Annotated in this window: 18 protein-coding genes; 9 read left to right on the top strand and 9 right to left on the bottom strand. The window is 64.9% G+C overall.

The genetic code is table 11. The features are described from left to right. Positions 1 to 19: 19 nt before the first annotated feature. The 4 genes from WN72_RS20035 to WN72_RS20020 form a co-directional block, all read right to left on the bottom strand. Positions 20 to 1,222 carry an ABC transporter substrate-binding protein gene (locus WN72_RS20035; protein WP_092216450.1) on the bottom strand — a complete coding sequence of 401 codons (1,203 nt, stop codon included), beginning with the start codon at positions 1,220 to 1,222 and terminating at the stop codon, positions 20 to 22. 72 nt (positions 1,223 to 1,294) lie between these two features. After that, the gene (locus WN72_RS20030) at positions 1,295 to 1,879 is read right to left on the bottom strand and encodes an amino acid synthesis family protein (RefSeq protein ID WP_027557295.1); all 585 of its coding nucleotides are present in this window, start codon (positions 1,877 to 1,879) and stop codon (positions 1,295 to 1,297) included. A gap of 15 nt (positions 1,880 to 1,894) precedes the next feature. Next, entirely contained in the window at positions 1,895 to 2,791 is an 897-nt protein-coding gene (locus tag WN72_RS20025) for a UPF0280 family protein (RefSeq protein ID WP_092216449.1), read from the bottom strand. Beyond that, positions 2,788 to 4,245: a 6-hydroxynicotinate reductase gene (locus tag WN72_RS20020; RefSeq protein ID WP_092216448.1), complete on the bottom strand. Its 1,458-nt coding sequence runs from the start codon at positions 4,243 to 4,245 to the stop codon at positions 2,788 to 2,790. The genes WN72_RS20025 and WN72_RS20020 overlap by 4 nt, the downstream gene beginning before the upstream one ends. A gap of 238 nt (positions 4,246 to 4,483) precedes the next feature. Here WN72_RS20020 and WN72_RS20015 point away from each other — a divergent pair, with 238 nt between their 5' ends. Together WN72_RS20015 and WN72_RS20010 are read left to right on the top strand one after the other, a co-directional pair. Next, positions 4,484 to 4,966, top strand: a complete 483-nt coding sequence (locus WN72_RS20015) for a (2Fe-2S)-binding protein (protein ID WP_092216447.1) — start codon at positions 4,484 to 4,486, stop codon at positions 4,964 to 4,966. Next, positions 4,966 to 8,484 carry a molybdopterin cofactor-binding domain-containing protein gene (locus WN72_RS20010; RefSeq protein WP_092216446.1) on the top strand — a complete coding sequence of 1,173 codons (3,519 nt, stop codon included), beginning with the start codon at positions 4,966 to 4,968 and terminating at the stop codon, positions 8,482 to 8,484. Before WN72_RS20015 ends, WN72_RS20010 begins: the two co-directional genes overlap by 1 nt. Before the next feature lie 252 nt (positions 8,485 to 8,736). Here WN72_RS20010 and WN72_RS20005 read toward each other — a convergent pair whose 3' ends face one another. Then, positions 8,737 to 9,705, bottom strand: a complete 969-nt coding sequence (locus tag WN72_RS20005) for a catechol 2,3-dioxygenase (RefSeq protein WP_027557290.1) — start codon at positions 9,703 to 9,705, stop codon at positions 8,737 to 8,739. 144 nt (positions 9,706 to 9,849) lie between these two features. Beyond that, the gene (locus WN72_RS20000) at positions 9,850 to 10,287 is read right to left on the bottom strand and encodes a hypothetical protein (protein WP_244553769.1); all 438 of its coding nucleotides are present in this window, start codon (positions 10,285 to 10,287) and stop codon (positions 9,850 to 9,852) included. Between WN72_RS20000 and WN72_RS19995 the strand changes: the two genes are divergently transcribed. The 4 genes from WN72_RS19995 to WN72_RS19980 all read left to right on the top strand — a co-directional run bounded on the left by WN72_RS19995 (position 10,286) and on the right by WN72_RS19980 (position 15,644). Beyond that, positions 10,286 to 11,878 (top strand): ATP-binding protein, encoded by a 1,593-nt coding sequence (locus WN72_RS19995; RefSeq protein ID WP_231164338.1) that lies wholly within the window; start codon positions 10,286 to 10,288, stop codon positions 11,876 to 11,878. The genes WN72_RS20000 and WN72_RS19995 overlap by 2 nt on opposite strands. Positions 11,879 to 12,066: 188 nt before the next feature. Beyond that, positions 12,067 to 12,642 carry a peroxidase-related enzyme gene (locus WN72_RS19990; protein ID WP_027557288.1) on the top strand — a complete coding sequence of 192 codons (576 nt, stop codon included), beginning with the start codon at positions 12,067 to 12,069 and terminating at the stop codon, positions 12,640 to 12,642. Positions 12,643 to 12,652: 10 nt separating this feature from the next. After that, positions 12,653 to 13,114 carry an MgtC/SapB family protein gene (locus WN72_RS19985; protein ID WP_027557287.1) on the top strand — a complete coding sequence of 154 codons (462 nt, stop codon included), beginning with the start codon at positions 12,653 to 12,655 and terminating at the stop codon, positions 13,112 to 13,114. A gap of 322 nt (positions 13,115 to 13,436) precedes the next feature. Further along, positions 13,437 to 15,644: an alkaline phosphatase family protein gene (locus tag WN72_RS19980; protein ID WP_092216445.1), complete on the top strand. Its 2,208-nt coding sequence runs from the start codon at positions 13,437 to 13,439 to the stop codon at positions 15,642 to 15,644. A gap of 78 nt (positions 15,645 to 15,722) precedes the next feature. Here WN72_RS19980 and WN72_RS19975 read toward each other — a convergent pair whose 3' ends face one another. Next, complete coding sequence (locus tag WN72_RS19975; RefSeq protein WP_167380847.1) at positions 15,723 to 15,890, bottom strand: hypothetical protein; 168 nt, start codon at positions 15,888 to 15,890, stop codon at positions 15,723 to 15,725. A 148-nt stretch (positions 15,891 to 16,038) separates the two neighbouring features. Continuing rightward, complete coding sequence (locus WN72_RS19970; protein ID WP_167336517.1) at positions 16,039 to 16,182, bottom strand: hypothetical protein; 144 nt, start codon at positions 16,180 to 16,182, stop codon at positions 16,039 to 16,041. Between the two features lie 276 nt (positions 16,183 to 16,458). Between WN72_RS19970 and WN72_RS19965 the strand changes: the two genes are divergently transcribed. Continuing rightward, a complete protein-coding gene (locus WN72_RS19965; RefSeq protein WP_167336518.1) occupies positions 16,459 to 16,614 on the top strand; it encodes a hypothetical protein in 156 nt (51 codons plus the stop codon). A gap of 15 nt (positions 16,615 to 16,629) precedes the next feature. Here the strand turns inward: WN72_RS19965 and WN72_RS19960 are convergent, their stop codons facing one another. Beyond that, on the bottom strand, positions 16,630 to 17,259 hold the full coding sequence (locus WN72_RS19960) for a ParB-like protein (protein ID WP_027557285.1): 630 nt from the start codon (positions 17,257 to 17,259) through the stop codon (positions 16,630 to 16,632). Between the two features lie 319 nt (positions 17,260 to 17,578). Here WN72_RS19960 and WN72_RS19955 point away from each other — a divergent pair, with 319 nt between their 5' ends. Beyond that, a complete protein-coding gene (locus WN72_RS19955; RefSeq protein ID WP_027557284.1) occupies positions 17,579 to 17,920 on the top strand; it encodes a hypothetical protein in 342 nt (113 codons plus the stop codon). A 220-nt stretch (positions 17,921 to 18,140) separates the two neighbouring features. Further along, complete coding sequence (locus WN72_RS19950; RefSeq protein WP_007592476.1) at positions 18,141 to 18,428, top strand: acyl carrier protein; 288 nt, start codon at positions 18,141 to 18,143, stop codon at positions 18,426 to 18,428. The last annotated feature ends 4 nt before the right edge of the window (positions 18,429 to 18,432 follow it).

Genomic DNA, 18,432 nt, shown 5'->3' with positions numbered 1-18,432 from the left:
GAGAGGGAGAAGGAAGAAACTAATCCTTCGGCCGCAGCTTCTCGACTTCGGCGTCGCTCGGCAGATAATCCGAACCCTTCTTGTAGGACGAATCCACCATCACGCCCTTGCCGTCCTTCAGCGCGGTCTTGCCGACATAGGCCCCGAGCGTCGACTGATGGTCGATTTTGCGGAAGGTGATCTCGCCGAACGGCGATGGCATGGAGAGCCCCTCCGCAGCGGCAATCAGCTTCTCCGGATCGGTCGAGCCGGCCTTGGCCAGGATCGCAGCCGCCGCCTTGATGGTCTGGTAGCCGACGATCGAGCCGAGGCGCGGATAGTCGTTGTACTTGGCCTGATAGGCCTTCAGGAACGCGTCGTGCTCGGGCGTCTTGATCGAGTACCAGGGATAGCCGGTGACGATCCAGCCCTCCGGCGTCTCGTCCTTGAGCGGATCGAGATATTCGGGCTCGCCGGTCAGGAACGACACGACCTCGCGCCCCTTGAACAGGCCGCGGGTGTTGCCCTCACGCACGAGCTTGACGAGGTCGGCGCCGAAGGTGACGTTGAGGATGGCTTCGGGATTGGCGGCGGCAACCGCCTGCACAACGGGACCTGCATCGATCTTGCCCTGCGGCGGCCACTGCTCGTCGACCCACTGGATGTCAGGGCGCTTCTCCGACATCAGCTTCTTGAACACCGACACCGCCGACTGGCCGTATTCATAGTTCGGCGCGATCGTCGCCCAGCGCTTGGCCGGCAGCTTGGCTGCGGCTTCCACCAGCATCGCGGCCTGCATGTAGTTGGAGGGACGCAGGCGGAAGGTGTACTTGTTGCCCTTCGCCCAGGTAACGGCGTCCGTCAGCGGCTCGGCCGCGAGGAAGAACACCTTCTTCTGGTTGGCGAAGTCGCTGACCGCGAGGCCGATGTTCGACAGGAACGTGCCCGTCAGCATCGCCACGCCTTCGCTGGAGACGAGCTCGTTGGCCGCGGTCTGCGCATCCGCCGGCTTGCCGCCGTCGTCCTTGGAGATGACGACGAGCTTCTTGCCGTTGATGCCGCCGGCCGTGTTGATCTCTTCCACCGCGAGCTGCCAGCCCTTGCGATAGGGCTCGGTGAACGCCGGCAGCAGCGAATAGCTGTTGATCTCGCCGATCTTGATGTCCTGCGCCATGGCCGAATGGGCCATGCCGCCGGCCAGAAGCGCGAAGGCCGCGCCGACGAAGTAATTTCTTGCTCGCATCCCAACCTCCAGTTTTGAACTTTTACGCCTCGAACATGTCCCGAGAGCTGTGCCCGCCCCCGGATCATGCCCTCATCTCAAACCGTCTTCGCCCTTCACTTCCGCGACCGTCAGCCCGCCCACGCGCGGGAGCGGACGGCCGCTGTCTGTGACGGCGACCGCGACCATGATCTCGTTGGCGCGCGGCGCGTCGTTGATCTGCACTTCCATGCCGTCAAAGTGGCTACGCACGAAGGCCGCGTCCTTGTGCCCGAGCGGAATGTCGAGCGTCGTGCCGGGACCGCTGCGCTTTTTCGACGACGGGATCAGCGCCGCCCCCTTGCTCAAAACTTTCCGCACCGGCGCGCCCATCTTCGGATGAAGGATCGCGGCGGCGTGCTCGAGCTCGCCATTCTCGCCGACAGCCGCGGCCTTGCCGTAGCTCTGCGCCTTCGCGCCATCGATACCCAGCGCAGCCACCGCGCGCTTCGACAAGAGTTCGCCGAGCTCCTCGCCGATCGCGATCAGCGGCGAGAGATCCTCGACATATTTTCCGGCAAAGGGATTTTCGATCACGGCGATCGCGGCCGCACGCCGCGTCGGCGGCGAGACCTGGCGGCCCATCTCCATCTGCGTCTCTTCGACGACGGTGACGATCTTGCGGATGATCGCGCTCATGTTTCGCTTCCCTGTTCAGGCACTGACCGCGTTCTCCAGCACAAGCGGGCGCGGTCGTTGCTCTTCTATATCCTTGGTTCCGATGACAAGCATATCACCACAAAGCCTGAGCATGGCACCCTCAATCAATCCGCGATCGAATAATTGCCGTGCACATTCCGCGCCAGATTCCAGCGCAGCGGATATTTCCTTCTGCGACAATTCACCGACATTGCGGGTGACGAGACGTGCGCCGAGATCGCTGTCGGACTGAAGCTCGTTCGCACGCGTGCGGATGATGGCGGGATGCCCGGGCAGATCGACGGCATTGGCAACGATCGTCGCCGCCGCATCGGCCCGCGACGCCGTCGCCGCCAGCACCGTCACCGCATCGGCAATGCCGAGCGAGAAGCTGCGGCCGTGGCGGCCGCTGGTCGCAATGCCGCGCACGGGATCATCGGCATCGACCCGCATGGCTCGCATCACACCGTCGCGATCGGGCCGGTCCATCAGGCCAACAGAAAAATGTTCGCCCCCGCTCAAGTGAAGCGCGATGTCGCCGCCGTTGTTGACATAAGCCTGATCGAGCGTCGCGACGCCGAGCATCGCGCCCAGAACTTCCTCCGCGACGCTGCCGGCAACCGCGGCCATCGGCGTGATGAAGCAATCGGCAGCATAGGGCGCGACGGCGGCATGCATGCGACGCGCCACTACGCCCTTCAGCGAGGTCCGCGCCCCAGCAGCCGTCCGCAGCTCCGGCAGTTCCGCACAGAGTTCGTCGAGCAGTCCGGTGAACCTTCGCGCCGCAGCCTCATAAGCCGCGCGCACGGCGTCCGCGCGCCCCCTCGCCTCAACGATCAGATCAATCGGTCCATCCTGCAAATGCAGCCGCCGGCCATCAGACAGCAATGCGATTTGCGGGAGCCGTGTCATGCCCGCGGTCCCGGGATCGGATTCTGCCAGGGCAGCTGACGGACGTCCTCACCGTTCTGCACCTCGGCGAGCGGCTTGACGTAATCCATGTGGCCGCCGAGCGCAGCATAGTCGGTCAGCTTCATCGTGAACTCGATCGGCGCGACCAGCGCCGGCGTCGGCACATAGCCGAACGCGCCCGCCGGTATCTGCGTGACGTCGACCATGTAGGTGATGCCGCCGCCGGGCCAGACATAGACCGGCGCACCGCCGCTGGTGACGCGCGTCAGTGCATCCTTCACCGAGCGCGTCAGCCGCACCGGATTGTCGGTGACGCCGGCGCGCAGCGAGCCACCGGCACCAGCCATGAACAGCACCGTGCACAGCGCCGGCTCGCAATTCTCCTGGATCCGCTCGACCGAGAATTTCAGGTCGGCCGGCATCTCGGTCTCGACCGGGCTCAAGGCCTCGTCGAGCACGTAATAGGACGAATGCTCGCCGGTCGTGGAGACCATCAACATGGTCAACCCGGCCTTCGCCTCCTTCTTGTCGAAGGGCCCGAGAATCGACAGCGGATCGGAGATGTTGGTGCCGCCCCAACCGGTGCCGGGATCAGCGACCTGGAAGTAGCGGCCGGGTGTCGAGCGGCGGCCCTTCATCTTGATGCCGGTGTCGGCGATGTCGAGCAGTTTTCCGGCCTGGTGCTCACTGAGCACACCGGTGATGTGGTCATCGACCACGACGACTTCATCGACCTTGCCATGCCATTGCTTGGCGAACATGCCGATCGTCGCCGAGCCGCAGCCGACGCGCATGCGCTCTTCCTTGACGCCGTTGACGATCGGCGGCTGGCCGGCTTGCACCACGACCGTGGCGCCGCCGTCGATGGTGAGCTCCACAGCCTTGCAATTGGCGAGGTCCATCAGCGTGTCGCAGGTGACGCGGCCCTCCTTCTTGGAGCCGCTGGTGAGATGATGCACGCCGCCGAGCGACAGCATCTGCGAGCCGTATTCGCTGGTGGTGACGTGGCCCACCGCCTCGCCCTGTGCGCGCACGGTCGCGGTTTCGGGGCCGAGATAGCGGTCGGTGTCGATCTTCACCTTGATGCCGCAATAGGAGAAGATGCCCTCGGTGACCACGGTCACCATGTCGACGCCGTCGACCTCCGCGGAGACGATGAACGGCGCCGGCTTGTAATCGGGATAGGTCGTGCCGGCGCCGATTGCGGTGACGAAGGTGGAAGGCTCGTGGACGATCTTCCCGTCCCAGTCTTCGGTGCGGCTGAACGGCACCAGCTTGCCGCCGTGCTCGACGGTGCGCTCCAAAATCACATGCGGATCGACGCGAACGAGCTTGCCGTCATGGTTGGCATAGCGGTCGCAGGCGCCCGCCGCGCCCGGCTTGATGTAGCACATCACCGGACAGGCATCGCAGCGGATCTTGTCGGTGGCAGCGCTCGTCGTTTCCATCACCATGTCAGAGCCAGCGGAGACTTGGTTATCATTCGTATACGAACGATGTTGCGCGCGGTCCCCGGGGCTGTCAAGCACCGGTGCAGCGCAAAAGATGCCGCTGCCGCATAAAACCTCATTTGCCTAGCCGCGCTGTCCACAAACAAGGCAACCGCGCTGCAGTGCGGCATGCACGGCTTGCACGTTTGTGTACAAACGGTATCGTCGCGACGTCGATTTTCTTGCGGGCTTGGAAACGAGGATGACGCAGACACCGATCCGCCTCACGGTGAACGGAGGGATCCACGAGGTCACGGCGGCGCGCGAAACGCCGCTGCTCTACGTGCTGCGCAACGATCTCGCGCTCAACGGCCCGAAATACGGTTGCGGCCTCGGTGAATGCGGCACCTGTACTGTCCTGATCGACGGCGCCGCCGCGCGCTCCTGCGTGATTCCGCTCAGTGGCTGCGCCGGGCGCGACATCGTGACGCTCGAAGGGCTCGGCACCCGCGCCGAGCCTGACGTGGTGCAGCAGGCCTTCATCGACGAGCAGGCCGCGCAATGCGGCTACTGCCTCAACGGCATGATCATGACGACCAAGGCTCTGCTCGCGATCAATCCGCGGCCGACCGAGCAGGAGGCGCTCGCCGCGCTGCGCTACAATCTCTGCCGCTGCGGCACCCATGTCGAAATCCTGCGCGCGGTGATGCGCGCCTCCGGCCAGCTCACCGAGGCCGCGGATTGATGGCCTCCCCTGTCTCGAACGCAGCTGAGCGGCCATCGGGTTCGCTCGTCGTCGTCCGCACCGTGGACGAGGTCACATCCGAGACGTTCGTGCGCATCACCGCGGACGGTTCGGTCACGGCCTATAACGGCCATGTCGATCTCGGCACCGGCATCCGCACCGCGCTCGGCCAGATCGTCGCCGAAGAGTTAGATGTGTCCTTAGCGCGCGTCGTCGTCGTGCTCGGCGACACCGCCGTGGTGCCGAACCAGGGCGCGACCATTGCCAGCGAAACCATCCAGATCACCGCCGTGCCCTTGCGCAAGGCCGCAGCCCAGGCGCGGCAGTTCCTGATCGCGCGCGCGGCCGAGCGGCTGGAGCTGTCGGCGGCTGAGCTGACGATCGAGGACGGTCTCGTCCGCGGGCATAATCGCAGCGTCAGCTATGGGGAGTTGATCGGCGGCGAAGAAATCCGGCTCGAGCTTGCCGACGACGTTGAGGTCAAGCCTGTCGGCGATTACGCCATCGTCGGCCGATCCGTCCCGCGTATCGACCTGCCCGCCAAGGCAACGGGCGAATTGACCTTCGTGCACGATATTCGCCTGCCAGGCATGCTGCACGGCCGCGTGGTGCGTCCGCCCTATGCCGGCGTCGATGCCGGGCCGTTCGTCGGCACCAGCCTGATCGCCGTCGATGAATCGTCCGTCCGAGATATTCCCGGCCTCGTCGCGGTGGTGCGCATCGGCGATTTCGTCGGCGTCGTCGCCGAGCGCGAGGAGAATGCGATCCGTGCGGCCGAGCAGCTCAGGGTGAGCTGGAAGCCGACGCCTGCCCTCGCCGACCTCTCCGATGTCGAGACCGCGCTCCGCGCCAATCCGTCGACGCCGCGCACGCTGATCGACAAGGGCGACGTCGACAAGGCGATATCGGGCGCGGCCAAGCCGATGCAGCGCACCTATGTGTGGCCGTATCAGATGCATGCCTCGATCGGCCCCTCCTGCGCCGTCGCCGATGTCCAGGACGGCAACATCCGCGTCTGGTCGGGCACGCAGAACCCGCACGTCCTTCGCGCCGATCTCGCGCTGCTGATCGAACGTCCCGAAAGCGAGATCGAGGTCATCCGCTTGGAGGCCGCCGGCTGCTACGGCCGCAATTGCGCCGACGATGTCACCGCCGACGCCTTGCTGCTCTCGCGCGCCGTCGGCCGTCCCGTCCGCGTGCAGCTCACGCGCGAGCAGGAGCACGCCTGGGAGCCCAAGGGCACCGCGCAACTGATCGACGTCAATGGCGGCCTCGATGCCGACGGCGGCATCGCCGGTTACGATCTCGCGACGCGCTATCCCTCGAATGCCGCGCCGACGCTCGCACTGCTGCTGACGGGACGCATTCCATCCGAGCCCGTCGTGCTGCAGATGGGCGACCGCACGGCGATCCCGCCTTACGACTACGAAAATATGCGCGTGGTCGCCCACGACATGCCGCCGATCGTGCGCGCCTCCTGGTTTCGCGGCGTCTCGGCGCTGCCGAACACCTTTGCGCATGAATCCTATATCGACGAGGCCGCGACCGAGGCCGGCGTCGATCCCATCGAATACCGCCTGCGCTATCTAAAGGACCCGCGCGCGGTCGATCTCGTCAATGCGGTCGCCGAGCGCGCGGGCTGGACGCCGCGCCCGGTGCGCGAGGAGAAGGACGGCGAGATCGTGCACGGGCGCGGCTTTGCCTATGCGCTCTACGTCCACAGCAAGTTTCCGGGCTATGGCGCGGCATGGTCGGCCTGGATCGCCGACGTCGCGGTGAACAAGACCACCGGCGATGTCAGCGTCACGCGCGTCGTCGCGGGGCAGGATTCCGGGCTGATGATCAATCCGGACGGCGTGCGCCACCAGATCCACGGCAACGTCATCCAGTCCACCAGCCGCGCGCTGATGGAGGAGGTCTCATTCGAGCGCGGCGCGGTGGCGGCGCGCGAATGGGGCGCTTATCCGATCATCCCCTTCCCCGATGTGCCCAAGATCGACGTGTTGATGCTGCCGCGGCCGGACCAGCCGCCGCTCGGCGTCGGTGAGTCCGCATCGGTGCCGAGCGCAGCCGCGATTGCGAACGCGATCTTCGATGCCACCGGCGTGCGCTTTCGCGAGCCGCCATTCACGCCGGAGCGCATCCTTAGGGGTCTGCATGGCGAGACATCGCCCGTGCCGCAGGCCCTGCCCGCGCCGGCTGCGCCAAAACCGTCGCGCATCTGGGAAAATCCGTTCGCGAAGGGTGCCGGCATCTTTGCGACGATTGCGGCCGTCTGCACCGCGGCGATCGGTATCGGCGCCGCACTCCTGCCAGGCCGCGCCATCGCGCCGATCGCACGGCCCGATGCATCGGTCTATTCCGCAGCGACCATCGCGCGCGGCCAGCAGCTTGCCGCGCTCGGCAATTGCGCGGAGTGCCACACCAACCTTGGCGGTGTACTTAACGCCGGCGGCCGTGCGCTGGAAACGCCGTTCGGCACGATCTATTCAACCAACATCACCCCCGACGTCGAGACCGGCATCGGCGCCTGGTCCTATTCCGCCTTCGAGCGCGCGATGCGCGACGGCCTGCATCGCGACGGACGGCAGCTCTACCCCGTCTTCCCCTACACGCATTTTGCGAGGACCAGCGAAGCCGACATGCAGGCGCTGTACGCCTACCTGATGACGCAGCCTGCGGTGCGCGCAACGGCGCCCGCCAACACGCTCGCCTTCCCGTTCAACCTCCGCCCACTGCTCGCCGGATGGAACGCGCTGTTCCATCAAGCAAACGAGTTCAAGCCCGATCCCGCCAAATCGGAAGTCTGGAATCGCGGCGCCTATCTGGTCGAGAGCCTCGGCCATTGCAGCGGCTGCCATTCGCCGCGCAACGCGCTCGGCGCCGAGCAGCGTGGCGCCTATCTCGCCGGCGGCTTCGCCGAGGGCTGGGAGGCGCCGCCGCTGACCTCGCTCTCGCACGCGCCGATCCCCTGGAGCGAGGACGAGCTGTTCACGTACCTGCGCACCGGCCATTCGCGGCATCACGGCGTCGCCGCCGGCCCGATGGCGCCCGTTGTCAGGGACCTCAAGGCGCTGCCCGATCAGGACATCCGCGCGATGGCGGTCTATCTCAACTCGTTCAACGACACCGCGACTGACGCGCCCGCGCTCGCCGCAAAGCTCGAGAGCGCGACGCAGGTCACCGTCGCCTCGTCCACCGGCGCACGACTTTACCAAGGCGCGTGCGCCGTCTGCCATGAGGTCGGCGGCCTGCCGCTGTTCGGAAGCCGCCCCTCCCTCGCGCTCAACAGCAACCTGCACAGCGCGAAGCCCGACAATCTCTTGCAGGTGATCCTGCACGGCATCGCTGATCCCGTGTCAAGTAATCTCGGCTACATGCCAGCGTTCAGGAACAGCATGAGCGACGCGCAGGTCGAGGAGCTCGTCAGCTTCTTGCGCAAGCAGTTCGCGCCCGACAAGCCGGCGTGGACGGGCGTGCGGGAGACGATCGCACGCGTCCGGGCGTCGGTGCACTAGCGCCTGACTGGGATCAGCCCCGATGCCGCCTCAGCGGAGGTGTGTTCCCTCGCCCCTCGGGGAGGGCTAGGGAGAGGGGTGGCCCAGGAAAAGGCGCCAGTTGTTGACGATGCACCAAGTGCGGGTGCGCGACGGACAGAGTCCCCGTGTGGTACCCCCCTCCCTGCCCCTCCCCCACAAGGGGGGAGGGAACGGATAGAGCGCCGCTGTCGGTCCGACTAAATCCGACATCAATCCGGTACGTTCAAATGCTCACCCGTGCTTCTTCATCTCCACCGGCGGCGTGCCGTGGGTGTGGAAGGACTCGATCGTCTTCAAGCCCCAGGCCTGGCCCTTCTTGCGCTCCTCCTCGGTCCACACGATCGGCTTCCAGTCGGGTGCGAGGATGAGGCGCGCGCCGGCATTGGCGACCTCGACGCGGTTACCGCCGGGCTCGTAGACATAGAGAAAGAAGGTCTGCTGGATCGCGTGCTTGTGCGGGCCGGTCTCGATGTGCACGCCGTTTTCCAGGAAAATGTCGGCGGCGCGAAGGATCTCCTCGCGGCTGTCAAGCGCGTAGGTGACGTGGTGGAAGCGGCCGGGCGTACCGGAATGGTCGAGCGAATAGGCGAAGTCGTAGCTCTTGTTCGACATCGTCAGCCACATCGCCGCTTCCCGCCCGTCGTTGAGCACGATCTGCTCGGTCAGGCGGCAGCCGAGATAGTTCTCGAAGAACTCGCGGTTGGCCTTGATGTCGACGGCGAGGCAGTTGAGATGATCGAGCCGGCGGACATTGACGCCGCGTGCGGGAAAGCGCTGCGCCTGGTTCTTCAGCGCGGGCTTCAGCTCCGGCGGCGCCTGATACCATTCGGTCTCGTAATAGAGCTCGACGATGTGGCCGTCGGGGTCGCGGCAGCGGAAGGTCGGCCCCTGCCCCATGTCGCCGTCGATCCAGCCGATGTCGAAGCCGGAGCCCTTCAGCGCGGCGACGCGGCGCTCCAGCGCCTGCTGGCTGCGCGCGCGCAGCGCCATGTGCTCCATGCCTGAGGTCTTCGACGCCGTGAGCTTGAGCGAATAGCGCTCGTAATCGTCCCAGCCGCGCAAGTAGACCGACTCGCCCTTCTGGCCGCTGACGGTCATGCCCATGACGTCGACGAAGAATTTAAGGCTCTCATCGGGCTTCGGCGTCAACAGCTCCATGTGGCCGAGATGGGCGAGATCGAGGATCGGTTCGGGCTGCATGATGTCCTCCAGAGCGTGGCTTGCGATCCGCTGCACCAGATCGCGCATTCGGGCGCAGAGCTGCAACGCGCTCACGCCCGGGCGGCACCGAGGCCGCGGGGTTCATTTGTACTAATGTACAAATGATTAGGTCCCGTCAACAAATCAAACCGCGAAGGCCCGATCGACGGCCGCCTGTCCCCGATGACAACCATCCGTCAAACCACGGACGGACTCGTCGAATGGTAAAATCTTCCTTAAGCGCCTTCGGCCGCGCCGGCCCAGAAAAGCAGCAGTTTTCGGCCGTTTCTGCTCCAAAGTATGCATTGGGAACAAAGCGAGCGGCGGAATTGTCGCGGATTTAACGAAGCGGGCGCGCCTGCCGTTTAACCGTTTGTCCAGCGACGGCCCCGCATAGTCGGAGAAACATTCTGTCTTCTCGGGTTCATCCATCGTGACATCCTTTGGACGCGTGATTTCGGTTCGCGGATCGCTCGCCCGGGTCGGGCTTTTGGCGGCAAACCAATTGTCGATCTCGGAAGTTCGGGCGACCGTCGGCCGCTTCGTCAGCATTCGTTGCGCCAGCTCGGTCATCGTCGCCATGATCACCGAGGTGTCCTGCGAGAATTTGTCGAGCGCCGACAATTACATCGCCATCGCCTCGGTCGACCTGCTCGGCGAGATCCTCAACGCCGCCGACAAGGCGAAATTCCAGCGCGGCGTCACCAATTATCCGACCATCGGCGATGCGGTCGACCTGATCACCAGCCAGGAGCTGCGCACGATCTACGCGCCGACCGGCTCGGACCAGATCAATGTCGGCTTCCTCCAGCAGGACCGCTCCGTCGTTGCCTATGTCGACGTCGAGGAAATGCTGTCCAAGCATTTTGCGGTGCTGGGATCGACCGGCGTCGGTAAATCGACCGGCGTGTCGCTGCTGCTCAACGAAATCCTGAAGGCGCGGCCGAACCTGCGCATCTTCCTGCTCGACGTCCACAACGAATATGGCCGCTGCTTCGGCGACCGCGCGCTGGTGCTGAACCCGCGGAACCTGAAGCTGCCGTTCTGGCTGTTCAATTTCGAGGAAATCGTCGACGTGCTGTTCGGCGGTCGCGCCGGCGTGCCCGAAGAGCTCGACATCCTCGCCGAGGTGATCCCGCTCGCCAAAGGCGTCTACACCCAGTACCAGAACGCCGATCGCATCGGCCTCAAGCGCATCGATCCCAAGCAGATCGGCTACACCGTCGATACGCCGGTGCCGTATCGTCTCGTCGACCTGCTGTCGCTGATCGACGAGCGCATGGGCAAGCTCGAGAACCGCTCCTCGCGCATCATCTATCACAAGCTGATCTCGCGCATCGAAGCCGTGCGCAACGATCCGCGCTACGCCTTCATGTTCGACAACGCCAATGTCGGCGGCGACACCATGGCCGAAGTGATCAGCCATCTGTTCCGCCTGCCGGCCAACGGCAAGCCGATGACGGTGATGCAGCTCGCCGGCTTCCCGGCCGAGGTCATCGATTCCGTCGTGTCCGTGCTCTGCCGCATGGCCTTCGACTTCGGCCTGTGGAGCGACGGCGTCTCGCCGCTACTGTTCGTCTGCGAAGAGGCGCACCGCTACGCCTCCGCCGACCGCAACGTCGGCTTCGGCCCGACCCGCAAGGCCGTGTCGCGCATCGCCAAGGAAGGCCGTAAATACGGCGTCTATCTCGGCCTCATCACGCAGCGCCCCGCAGAGCTCGACGCCACCATCATCTCCCAGTGCAACACGCTGTTCACGATGCGTCTTGCCAACGACCGCGACCAGGCGCTGCTACGTGCCGCGGTGTCGGACGCGGCCGCGAACCTGCTGTCCTTCGTGCCCTCGCTCGGCACCCGCGAGGTGCTGGCGTTCGGCGAAGGTGTCGCGCTGCCGACCCGCCTGCGTTTCAAGGAGGTGCCGCCGCACCAATTGCCGCGCGGCGAAGCGACCATCTCGAGCGTGCCCTCCATGACCTCCGGTCACGACATGCATTTCGTCAGCGCCGTGCTCGAGCGCTGGCGCGGCGCCACCTCGCAGCGCGACGTGCCGAACGATCCGGTGTTCGCGGCCCCGCCCGCCAAGACGATGTCCAGCCTCGAAGCCCCGATGCTGCAACCGTCGATGGGCCTCGACCCCGATCGCTTCTCGCTGCTGAAGAAGCCGCTGCGGTAAGCCACAAATCACCGCACCCGTAGGGTGGGCAAAGGCGCGCCAGCGCCGTGCCCACCTCGTGTCAGCGCACGCGGACAAGAGTGGTGGGCACGCTTCGCTTTGCCCACCCTACGGCAGCGGTGCCGGCGACGTTGAGCACCGCCCCCGCATCGACTATGTTTCCCGGTCCCCAGCCGGAAAACATGCCAATGACAAAACCACAACGCTTCCCCGCTCCCGCCCTCGACACGCTGCCCGAGGACATCCGCACGCGCCTGCTCGCGGTGCAGGAGAAGAGCGGCTTCGTGCCGAACGTGTTCCTGACGCTGGCCTACCGACCGGACGAGTTCCGCGCCTTCTTCGCCTATCACGACGCGCTGATGGAGAAGGACAGCGGGCTGACCAAGGCCGAGCGCGAGATGATCGTGGTCGCGACCTCCGCGGCCAACCAGTGCCAGTATTGCGTGATCGCGCATGGCGCGATCCTGCGCATCCGCGCCAAGAACCCTTTGATTGCCGACCAGGTCGCGGTGAACTACCGCAAGGCCGACATCACGCCCCGCCAGAAGGCGATGCTGGATTTCGCGATGAAGGTGTCCGCCGACGCGCAGCGCGTCTCCGAGGACGATTTCGCGGCGCTTCAACCCCACGGCTTCAGCGACGACGACATCTGGGACATCGCCGCGATCTCCGCCTTCTTCGCGCTCTCGAACCGCCTTGCCAACTTCACCGGCATGCGCCCGAACGAGGAGTTCTACCTGATGGGACGGCTGCCGAAGACGTGACCGACAAGACATGACCGAGCTGGACTGGCCCGAGATCCTGCTGCGCCTTGGCGTTGCGACGCTCGCCGGCGCCGCAATCGGGCTTGACCGGGACCTGCACGACAAGCCGATCGGGCTGAAAACGCTCGGCATCGTCGGGCTCTCCACCGCAACCGTCGTGCTGCTCGCCGTGCAGTTCGCCGAGCCCGGCAAGATCACCGACGCGGCCAGCCGCGTGATCCAGGGCATCCTCACCGGCATCGGCTTTCTCGGCGCCGGCGTCATTGTGCGCGAGGGCCATCGCTTCCGCGTCCATGGATTGACCAGCGCAGCCTGCGCCTTCCTCGCCGCCTGCCTCGGCATCGCCTGCGGCGCCGGCGAATGGAAGATCGTCCTGGTCGCGCTGGTGATCGCGATCGTGCTGCTCACGGTCGGCCGGCCCGTCGAGCGCTGGCTGCACCGCCTGCTCGGCGGCAATGACACTCAAACATAGGACGGAAGCGACGCGATAAGTCTGATGCGCACGCAGATGCGGCTCGCGAGAGTGCCGGGTTCCATTTCATCGCTTGCGTCCAAGCACGATTATGTTCGAAATCGCCATCATCGCGCTTTAGACCGTTGTTCGCGCGTCGTCTTTTCGAAATGCGATTGCCTCATCTTCCGCATCATGCGCAAACCATCGCGCGCCGACATCCTGTTGGCGTAATCGCTTCGACGTACACGTGTCACATGCGCGTCGTCGGCCACACTCGATAATCGCTCCCCGTTGCAGACAACATCCGCGCAGATTGCGCAGCCAGCCTGGGGGCGATCACATGAACAAGAAGATTCTCCTTTCCATGATTGCCGCGATGTCGCTCGCCACATCGCTGGCCGGTGTTGCGACGCCTGTGCGTGCGGGTGACGACGACCGCGACTTCGACAACTTCCGCAATCGCGATCACGGTGGCGGCCATCACGGCCACAAGTCGAAGCAGGTCGTGCTGATCTCGCTCGACGGCGCCAAGCCGAATTTCATCCAGCAATTCATCGAGGAAGGCGTGTTGCCGCGGGACGGCGGCCTGGCGCGGCTGAGCCGCCATGGCGCGGTCGCGCTGCAGAACGTGACGGCCTCGCCGTCGCTCACGGCGGTGTCGCATATCGAGATTGCCACCGGCTCGAACGCGGTTCACAACGACATCCCCTCGAACACGTTCCAGGCCGCCGTCGCGCCGATCACCTCGAGCATCAGCGGCTTCGCAGCCCCGATCGGCGGCTATCAGGAGAGCCCGCTCGGGCCTTCGCCGCACCCGACGGCCGAACCGCTGTGGGTGCAGCTCCGCCAGCAGGGTAAGAAAGTCGCCACCGCGACCTGGCCCGGCGGCGACGGCGCCGACATCTCCATCAACGGCACCGTGGTGCAAGCGGCGCAGCCGACCCGCGTCGTCAACTACACCGTGCCGTTCGGCGCGTTCGGCGGCCTCTCCGCCCAGGGCTTCTCGTTGACCCAATCCGACTTCGCACCCGATGCGGGCGTCGTCGCAGGCCTCCAGGCGGCCGGCCATTTCTCCTTCAGCCCGGTGCTGGTGACGACCAACCCGATCGAGTCGTTCTCGTGCTCCTCGGCGCAGACCTCGACCTGCTCCAGCAACGCGGCGACGTTCGACGTCAAATATTCGATCCGCGTCGCGGCGATCGACACCACCAACGACAACAAGGTGAACTACGACACCCTGGTGTTCTTCGACAGCACGCAGGGCATCAAGCGAGGACCGTTCCACGCCCCCTCGACGGGGCCTGCCTATGCCAAGTTCGGCGACGAGAACGCGCCGTTCTTCTTCGAGGGCAGCGGCGCCAAGGTCGGTGCCGCCTATTACGTCTCGCAGCTGTCGGCCGATCTCTCCGTGGTGCGCTTCGCCCGCTATGGCGCCAACTTCATCCCGCGCAACACGCCGGTGCTGGCGGATGTCGACGACATCAACAACAACATCGGCTTCTGGCGCCCGCAGGCCGATTTCCGCATTCCGGAGCGGCTTAGCCCCGGCTTCACCAACTTCCCCGACGTCGAGATCGAGGCGATGTTCGAGGACATGGTCAAGACCTTCGTGCGCTACCAGGCCGAGATCGGCGAGCGCGCGATCCAGAATCATCCCGACGCCGACCTCGTCATGGTCTATATCGAGCAGCCCGACGGCTCCGAGCATCAGTTCCTGCTCACCGATCCGCGCCAGGGTACCAACCCGAAGGACCCGAACTCGATCGGCGCAGGCCAGGATCCGGCCAAGGTCAAGCGCTACGCCTCCTATATCCGCTTCGCCTATCAGGTTGCCGACAAGGCGGTGAAGAAGATCGCCGATGCAGCGGGCCCCGACAGCAACGTCATCGTGGTCTCCGACCACGGCTTCGCCCCGTTCCACACCTCGGTCAGCATGACCAACATCCTGAAGAACGCCGGCATCGACACCACCAAGCTGGCGATCCGCACCTCGGGTCCGGCGGTCAACATCTACGTCAACCTCCAGAACCGCGAACAGGGCGGCACCGTCGATCTTGCGACCTACAAGGCGCTGGTTGCGCAGATCACCGATGCGGTGAAGAACGCGGTCGATCCCAATCCGAAGTTCAACTACTCGCTCGACAGCGGACGTCTGTTCAACGTGGTTGAGACCCGGCCGCTGCAATGCAACGCCGGGACCGGGCTGTGCACCAGCAAGACCATCGGCCAGGATTTCGGCGATGTGTTCGCGCTGATGGCGCCGGGCTACAATTTCGACGGCATCCAGAGCCCCGGCGTCGCCCGCCTCGGCGACCCCGCGTTCAATGCGGCAACGACCACGGTGTCGATGCCGAACTTCTACGGCGCGCACGGCCATGATCCCGAGCTGCCGGTGATGAGCGCGACCTTCATCGCCGCAGGTCCCGACATCCGGAAGACCACGATCCGGCGCATGCGCAATCTCGACGTGGCGCCGACCATCATGCAGATCCTCGGCGTCAGGCCGCACCAGGTCGACGGCGAGGTGCTGCGTGAGATCCTACGCTAAAGCAGGTCGCATAACCTTCGAGCCCAGCCGATGGGCGCCGACCGGCGCTCATCGGCATTTTTCTTGGCGCCGTGCCGCTCACGTCTTCCGCCGCAGGCTCCAGAGCGTTCCGGCGCCCAGGATGGCGGTCACGAGCAGGATGGCGACGAAAGTCTGGATGATGGTGAAGTTGAGCGCATCGCGCGCCACGAACAGCGCGGTGATGGCGCCGGCCGCGACAAAGAGGATGCGAAAGATCAAGCTCATGGCCGTGCCTCCAGATCGGCATGACCTGGAGCCCCGCGCCCTGGACATCGGGGCGCAGCACGCCGTAGTCGATCATGCGGGGCGGACTCTAGCTGGCCGCCACGACGCGGATTTGCGGCAGATCAAGCCTGCCCCGAAGCGTATGCCGCTATTGCTTCGCCATCAGATCCAGCGCCGGCGCGAAGCGCTCGGCAAACGTCAACGACTTGGCGTGGTTGACCGCGGCGAACGATGCCGAGATTCCTGCTGAAGCAACCGCGAGCAAGGCAACTACCAAAACCAGACGGCGCATGTCCGCCTCCTGTGTGAGCTCGACTACCCCACAGAGATGGGACCGCTCTGTTTCAGGACGGTTTCATGGGCGCGGAAAATGATTTCGCTCAAGCGGCTGTGATCAGAGCCGTCTTATCGGGCCGCGTGCGCTAACCAACTAATAAGTGTTGCCGCTGTCTTGCGGCGAGCGCGGACCGGGTCGGGAATTTCGCACCCACGATCGCGATCGTGAAGGACAGGGCGACCGCAACAGCCAGCTTTTGCTGGAATGCGGAGTTATCGAGGAATTACGCAGATGAAAGTCGTCATCCGGAAGCTCAACGGCCTGTGGCACCTCATCGTCGGATCGAGCCAGATCCGAACGCCCTTCCTGGACACCCAGGACCGCGCGCTAGTCGTCACTTACGCCCGACGCGCCTATCCCGGCGCCAAGATTTTTCAGCGCGACTGATGCGGGCGCTGGCGCCTAATCATCATCCGCCGGCCCGCACCAGCCGGGCAGATAGATCGCGTCCTTGCTCTTGGCCGATGACAATGCCTTTTCCAGTGCCTTGTCGAAATTGGCGTCCACCGCCTTGCGCGTCAGCTTCCGGCGCAGAAAGTCGGCCCACAGGAATTCCGAGAACGGCGTCGTGTCCTTGGCGAAGCCGCCCATGCGGCGGAGCTCGCCGGCAAGGCTGCGGAACGGATCGTCCTTGAGATCGGCGACCGATTTCGGCAGATCGCGGAACGGGCGCCGCTCGCCTTTGGCGTCGTAGGGATAGACCCAGCGCTTGTTGTCCATCACGCCCCAGAACGCCTCGCGCTCGACCATCCGGAGATCACCGACGACGGTGACAAGCACCTCCTTCACACCCTCGTCATGCAGCGCGCGGCCGAGATGATGATGGTCGATCACGTAGTAGCGCAGATCAGGCCCGTAGACGACGGGGATCATGTGAGTGCCGAGCAGCTCGGACTGCTTCTTGCTGCCATGCTCGCGCCAGCGCTTGCGCTTCTCCTTGACCTCTCGCATGCCGACCGTCATCTGCGTCGGCCGCAGCGACAGGATCGGCACCGGATGCACTCTCGGCTCGCGCGCGTTGGTGGTGGTCATGATCGAAGATCCTTCGCATTGTTTCGCAACCGGTGGTCCCGGTTCCCGGATTATGACACGGGCCCGACAGCGGCAAAATGCATTCGGTTCCGGCAGCGGGATCACAAGCCGATGTATACGGCGACAGCGCCGTGGCCGTTGCTGCAGCGCAACGCGCGTCTTCCTGACTCAGAGATGACAACCGGCTCCGCGCTCGCCAGCAGCGCCCCGAGGCGAACAGTGCGAACCCACAATGCACGTGCGCGTTGAGAAGATTTTCTGCAACGCTTTGACCACGTGTGCTATCTAAAAATCGCTGCTTCGGAGTTGATCCTCACACATGAAGACCCAGCGGCCCATAAGCTCTGATGACGAGCACAGGGTGCTCCAGTTCAGGCCGCGCAATTCGCCCTCCCCGACGGTCCACCGGGGCAACGGTACCGTGCAGCCGCTCCGCGTTGCGCCAGAACCGCTCGACCTGTCGCGCTACGAGCAGCCCCGCACCGAGCCGGACGATTTCCGCCACCGCATGCTCGCCAACATCGCCGCCCTCGCCTTCACCGTCGCGCTGACCGCGATCGGGATCTGGCTCGCGGTGAGCATCGCCGACCTCAGGCGGACCCAGGATTGCGTGCTGATGGGCCGCCGCGACTGCGTCAAGATCACGACACCGCACATTTAGGCCCATGCCGCGGCCGGCCCCGGCCGAAAGGCTCCGGGAAGCATCCCCAGCCCTGTCGGAGCGGCCTGTCCGGCTCCATTGAACTCAGGGCGGCGCTCCGATATACGGGCTTTCGACCCGGCCAGAGGGGGGTTTGAGGGCGTCATCTGGGGCGCGATGCCCGCCCACCGTGCCACTCTGGAAATCTGACAAATATCCGCAATATATCAAAGGCTTAGTGATGTCTTCCACATTCGATCAGGTCGCCACGATCATCGCTGAAACCTGCGACATCCCGCGCGACACGATCACGCCGGATAGCCATGCCATCGACGATCTCGGCATCGACAGCCTCGATTTCCTCGACATCGCGTTTGCGATCGACAAGCAGTTCGGCATCAAGCTGCCGCTGGAAAAGTGGACCCAGGAGGTCAACGACGGCAAGGCGACCACCGAGCAGTATTTCGTGCTGAAGAATCTGTGCGCCCGCATCGACGAACTGGTTGCGGCCAAGGGCGCGAGCGCCTAAGCGC

This window comes from Bradyrhizobium arachidis (assembly GCF_015291705.1).
GTDB classification, from domain to species: Bacteria; Pseudomonadota; Alphaproteobacteria; order Rhizobiales; family Xanthobacteraceae; genus Bradyrhizobium; species Bradyrhizobium arachidis.
Note: the sequence above shows the minus strand (reverse complement) of the source record. Positions and strands in the feature narration are given on the sequence as shown.